The following is a 5,987-nucleotide window of genomic DNA, read 5'->3' on the forward strand; positions in this document are numbered from 1 at the left end:
CTGCCCCGCGGCGAGTTCCGCGGCGCGCTGTCGAGCCGCCTCGTTGGCGGCGACCCGCGCGGCGGCCTGTGTCGCGGCTTCCCGGGCCGCGGCGGCGATGGCCGCCTTCTGCGCGTCCTCGGCGCGTTTCTGCTCCTCCCACGTCGCGTACGCCTCACGCTGCCCCTGCAGCCCCGCGACGTTCCCGCGGGCGGCGTCGAGCTGGGCCTGCGCGGCGGCGCGGTTGCTCTCGATCTGTGCCTTCTTGGCAGCCTGATCCTGCAGCGCCGAACGGGCGACCGCGATCGCCTGCTCCGCGAGCGACTTCTTCGCCGCGGCCTGGTCGGCGGCCACGTCCGCCTGCTGCTTGGCCTCGCGTGCCGCGGAATCCTTGTTGGCCTGCGCGGTCCGTGCCCGCTGCAGACCCTCGAGCACCGCGTTCTGGCTGGTGGCCAGGAGTTTCAGAACCTGCGCGCGATCCAGGACGTCGCCGGGCCCCTGGGCGCCCAGGTACGTCGAGATCGAGGAGACGTTGGTGCCCTGCGTGTAGCTCGACCGGGCGTACTTGTCGAAGTCCTTCTGCGCGAGTTCGATCTGCGCCCCGGCGTCGCGCAGCGCCTGCTGCGAGGCCCCGACCACGTTGGCCGCCAGATCGGCGGCGCTGCGGGCGTTCTGCAGATCGACCAGAGCCCGGTTCACGTCCTCGCGCTTGATGGCGACCTCGTTGTCGAGCTGAGCGAGCTGCTGATCCGCGGAGGCGACCTGGTTGATCAGTTCGCTGACCTGCCCGAGGCCCGCCGACACCTGGGTCTGGGCCTGCGCGATGTCGTTGTCGGACGGATTCGGTGGCGGGGGCGGTACGGCTGCGGCCAGGCCGGGTGTGCTGCCGACCAGGGCTCCGACGATGCCCAATCCGATCAGGAGGCGCGCCGTGCGAGTGTGCCCGCGGGAGAAGCTACGGTGCCCCACTCCAGCTCGTGCTTGTCGCTTCACAACTCTCTCCCTCGGTTCTGCACCGATCACGCACACCGCGCCGTGCTCGTCGTGGGGAGAAATTTGCGGCAGCCACACCTTCCCATGCTTCGGCGACACCGACATACGCCGGATCGTCGTCACTCTGGACGTCAATCACCAGCCTGCGACACTTCTTCCCCAAGAGCGCCAAATGCACCGTACGACACTTCCGGACTCTATGGAAACTTTAGTCACAAATAACACATGAGTAATTTGACCAGCGGAAATGTCGAACTGTGAATCGTCGGCGCTATTTACGCGCATCGACGCAGGCAGCGGCCACAGTCGGACGAATCGTGAAATTGCCGCCGAGTTATCCCGGAAATTCGGCAGGCGTCAGGGCTTCTGTCGCTCGTACGACGTGCCGGCCCCCGCGGCGTTGTCGCCCTTTTCCGCAGTGTCGTCACGCGATCCGGACGCCCGGCGCGATTTCGCGAAGAACGTGGCGGCCGACGCGATCACGACGATCGCGACGATGACGGCCGTGATCAGGGCCCACGGGGGTCCCGGCTCGATCACCTCGTCGACGAAGTGATTGGCGGAGACCACCGCATCGCCGGTGTAGGTGCGGTCCTGACCCGATTCGAGCAGGACCCGGCTGATCGAATCGCTGTACGTGCCGACCCAGCTGGGACTCAGCACCAGAACGGTGCCGCCTTCTTCCGCCCCGACCTCGGTCGCGAGGTCGCGCAGCTGCGAATCGCGGCCGGGATCCTCGTCCAGCACCACGATGCTCAGCTCGATCCCGTGGTCGGCGGCGCGGTCGACCACGGCGGCGAGTTCACTCGCCTCGTCGGACGGCGCCGACACGCCGTCGTCGGACACGTCCGCGACCACGTCGGAGACGTCGATGTCTTCCGGAAGGTCCGTCGACAACGGGAGGGCCGACTGGACGGGGAGCATGACACTGGCAGGAAGTGCGGTGGCGATAGGGGCAGGCATCTCTCATCCGGGTTTGCTGTAGGAACGTAAGCCTCGCGTGAACACTACGTGAGGAGTCCCCGAAGTTCCGTTCCGTCCGCGCGCGTCCCGCATCGGGGTCGAGGAGAATCGCCGGGGGTACACGCTCGATTCCCCCCGAATTCTCACAGGACAAGCGTACTGTTAGACTATCGGAGGTACCGCGGTATGGGCCGATTCCGTCATCGCTAGCACGACAGCGCACACGGATCAGCCGTGCCCGCAGTGCCTGCAGCCGTCGACACAGCCCCGTCGGCGGCGACCCTCATAGACGAGTGGAGCTGACGTGAGCACGAGTATTGATTCGTTCGGCGCCAAAGGCACCCTCGAGGTCGGTGAGAACTCCTACGAGATCTTCCGCCTCTCGGCCGTGCCCGGCACCGAAAAATTGCCCTATGCACTGAAGGTTCTCGCCGAGAACCTGCTTCGCACCGAGGACGGCGCGAACATCACCGCCGACCACATTCGCGCCATCGCGAGCTGGGATCCCTCGGCCGACCCGAACGTCGAGATCCAGTTCACGCCTGCCCGCGTGATCATGCAGGACTTCACCGGCGTCCCCTGCATCGTGGACCTCGCCACCATGCGTGAAGCGGTCACCGCACTCGGCGGCGACCCGAACAAGGTGAACCCCCTCGCACCCGCCGAGATGGTCATCGACCACTCGGTCATCATCGACGTCGCCGGCCGCGCCGACGCMTTCGAGCGCAACGTCGAGATCGAGTACTCCCGCAACGGTGAGCGCTACCAGTTCCTCCGCTGGGGCCAGGGCGCGTTCGACGACTTCAAGGTCGTCCCCCCGGGCACCGGCATCGTCCACCAGGTCAACATCGAGCACCTGGCCCGGACGATCATGGTCCGCAATGGCCAGGCGTACCCCGACACCTGCGTCGGCACCGACTCGCACACCACCATGGTCAACGGCCTGGGCGTGCTGGGCTGGGGCGTCGGCGGCATCGAGGCCGAGGCCGCCATGCTCGGCCAGCCCGTCTCCATGCTGATCCCGCGCGTCGTCGGTTTCAAGCTGACCGGTGAGATCAAGCCCGGCGTCACCGCCACCGACGTGGTCCTCACCGTCACCGACATGCTGCGCAAGCACGGCGTCGTCGGCAAGTTCGTCGAGTTCTACGGCAAGGGCGTGGCCGAGGTTCCGCTGGCCAACCGCGCGACGCTCGGCAACATGAGCCCCGAGTTCGGTTCCACCGCCGCGATCTTCCCGATCGACGCCGAGACCGTCAGCTACCTCCGCCTCACCGGCCGCTCCGAGGAGCAGCTCGCACTCGTCGAGGCGYACGCGAAGGAACAGGGCCTCTGGCACGACGCCGACCACGAGCCCGAGTACTCCGAGTACCTCGAACTCGACCTCGGTGACGTGGTTCCGTCCATCGCAGGCCCGAAGCGCCCGCAGGACCGAATCCTGTTGTCGGACTCGAAGAACGCGTTCCGCAAGGACATCCACAACTACGTGGAGGAGCACCACCCCACGGGTCACTCGCAGCTCGACGAGGCCGTCGAGGAGTCGTTCCCCGCGAGCGATCCCGCCGCCCTGTCGTTCGCCGACGACGGCGCCGTCGACGTGCAGTCGGCCGCCAACGGATCCGAGGGCCGCCCGACCAAGCCGGTCAAGGTTCTGTCCGAGGACAAGGGCGAGTTCATCCTCGACCACGGTGCCGTCGTGATCGCGTCGATCACCTCCTGCACCAACACGTCCAACCCGTCGGTCATGCTCGGCGCCGCCCTGCTCGCCCGCAACGCCGTCGAGAAGGGCCTGTCCGCCAAGCCGTGGGTCAAGACCTCCATGGCTCCCGGTTCGCAGGTCGTCACCGACTACTACAACAAGTCCGGCCTCTGGCCGTACCTGGAGAAGCTCGGCTTCTACCTCGTCGGTTACGGCTGCGCCACCTGCATCGGCAACTCCGGCCCGCTGGACGAGCAGATCTCGCAGGCGATCCAGGACAACGACCTCACCGCCACCGCGGTGCTGTCGGGTAACCGCAACTTCGAGGGACGCATCTCCCCCGACGTGAAGATGAACTACCTGGCTTCCCCGCCGCTGGTCATCGCGTACGCCCTCGCCGGCACCATGGACTTCGACTTCGAGCACGACGCCCTCGGCCAGGACGCCGACGGCAACGACGTGTTCCTGAAGGACATCTGGCCCTCTCCCCAGGAGATCCAGGAGACCATCAACTCCTCGATCAGCCAGGAGATGTACGTCAAGGGTTACGCGGACGTCTTCAAGGGCGACGAGCGCTGGCGTGGACTGCCCACCCCGGAGGGCAAGACCTTCGAGTGGGACGCCAACTCCACCTACGTGCGGAAGCCACCCTACTTCGACGGCATGCCGAAGGAGCCGACCCCGGTCAGCGACATCAAGGGCGCCCGCGTCCTCGCGCTGCTCGGCGACTCGGTCACCACGGACCACATCTCCCCGGCAGGCAACATCAAGGCCGGAACGCCTGCGTCGCAGTACCTGGATGCGAACGGCATCGACCGCAAGGACTACAACTCCTACGGCTCGCGTCGCGGCAACCACGAGGTGATGATCCGCGGCACGTTCGCGAACATCCGTCTGCGCAACCAGCTCCTCGACGACGTCTCCGGTGGCTACACCCGCGACTTCACCCAGGACGGCGGCCCGCAGGCGTTCATCTACGACGCGTCGCAGAACTACCAGAAGGCCGGCATCCCGCTGGTCGTGCTGGGCGGCAAGGAGTACGGCTCCGGATCGTCCCGTGACTGGGCCGCCAAGGGCACCAGCCTCCTCGGCGTCAAGGCCGTCATCACCGAGTCGTTCGAGCGCATCCACCGCTCCAACCTCATCGGCATGGGCGTCGTGCCGCTGCAGTTCCCGGCCGGCGAGTCCGCTGCGTCGCTGAAGCTGGACGGCACCGAGGTCTTCGACATCGAAGGCGTCGAGAAGCTGAACGAGGGTGTCACGCCGAAGACCGTCAAGGTCACGGCAACCCGCGAGAACGGTGAGAAGGTCGTCTTCGACGCGGTCGTGCGCATCGACACGCCCGGCGAGGCCGACTACTACCGCAACGGCGGCATCCTGCAGTACGTGCTCCGCAACATGATCAAGGGCTAGGCGCTACCGCGCCTGTGCGAGCTTTCGGCCCACAGGCGCTACGCACCTGTGAGTGTTTTCGGCCATGGCAGGTACGAAGCGCGCACGACCAGTTTCAGGGGAGCTCCGCTGTTCCCGATCGAGGTGGTCGTGCGCGCTTCGTGCATTCGGTGACCCTCAGATGTCGAGGGCCGAAAACACTCACAGGCCGACGAAGGAGGCACTTTGCCCAAGGTCAGTGAAGACCATCTCGCGGCACGGCGCAGTMAGATCCTCGACGGCRCCCGCCGCTGCTTCGCCGAATACGGCTACGACGGCGCCACCGTCCGCCGGCTCGAAGAAGTGACCGGACTGTCACGCGGGGCGATCTTCCATCACTTCAAGGACAAGGACGGCTTGTTCCTGGCGCTCGCCCACGAGGACGCGACCAGGATGGCCGACGTCGTCGCCCACGAGGGCCTCGTCCAGGTGATGCGGGACATGCTCGCCCAGCCCGAACAGTTCGACTGGCTGGGAACCCGGCTCGAGATCGCCCGACGGCTGCGGAACGATCCCGACTTCCGCAGAAGCTGGTCACAACGGTCGGCGGAACTCACCGAGGCGACCATGGCGCGTCTCGCGCGGCAGAAGTCCGCGGGCCGCCTCCGCGACGACGTCCCGACCGACGTCCTGATCGGCTACCTGGACCTGGTTCTCGACGGCCTCGTCGCGCGCATCGCCTCCGGGCACGCCGGCGACAACCTGTCGGCCGTGCTCGACCTCGTCGAGGAATCCGTCCGACGCCGCGACTGACACCGCACTCCCCCACCGAGACCGGTCAGGTCTTGCGACGGTGAGCTCCGCCTCGTCCGCGGAGCTCCACCTCGGACTCCGCGAGAATGTTGCGGACGAATCCGTACGATCTCCCCATTTCCCGGGCGAGGGAACGAATACTCGCTCCGGCCTGGTAGCGCTCCTTCAGCTC

5 protein-coding genes are annotated in these 5,987 nt (G+C 66.8%); 2 read left to right on the plus strand and 3 right to left on the minus strand.

What is annotated here, in order from left to right:
• Both AC1D1G_RS40280 and AC1D1G_RS40285 read right to left on the minus strand, forming a co-directional pair.
• Positions 1-948: coiled-coil domain-containing protein (locus AC1D1G_RS40280; protein WP_477956390.1), on the minus strand; the 948-nt coding region annotated here is incomplete at its 3' end.
• 381 nt (positions 949-1,329) lie between these two features.
• Positions 1,330-1,935: an Rv1476 family membrane protein gene (locus AC1D1G_RS40285; protein ID WP_283353654.1), complete on the minus strand. Its 606-nt coding sequence runs from the start codon at positions 1,933-1,935 to the stop codon at positions 1,330-1,332.
• Positions 1,936-2,239: 304 nt separating this feature from the next.
• Here AC1D1G_RS40285 and acnA point away from each other — a divergent pair, with 304 nt between their 5' ends.
• The gene (acnA, locus tag AC1D1G_RS40290) at positions 2,240-5,044 is read left to right on the plus strand and encodes an aconitate hydratase AcnA (protein WP_477956388.1); all 2,805 of its coding nucleotides are present in this window, start codon (positions 2,240-2,242) and stop codon (positions 5,042-5,044) included.
• A 204-nt stretch (positions 5,045-5,248) separates the two neighbouring features.
• A complete protein-coding gene (locus AC1D1G_RS40295; RefSeq protein WP_477956389.1) occupies positions 5,249-5,815 on the plus strand; it encodes a TetR/AcrR family transcriptional regulator in 567 nt (188 codons plus the stop codon).
• Between the two features lie 25 nt (positions 5,816-5,840).
• Here the strand turns inward: AC1D1G_RS40295 and AC1D1G_RS40300 are convergent.
• The coding region (locus AC1D1G_RS40300; RefSeq protein WP_477956391.1) for a helix-turn-helix domain-containing protein at positions 5,841-5,987 on the minus strand (147 nt) is incomplete at its 5' end.

The organism is Rhodococcus sp. P3_B8 (genome assembly GCF_056402775.1).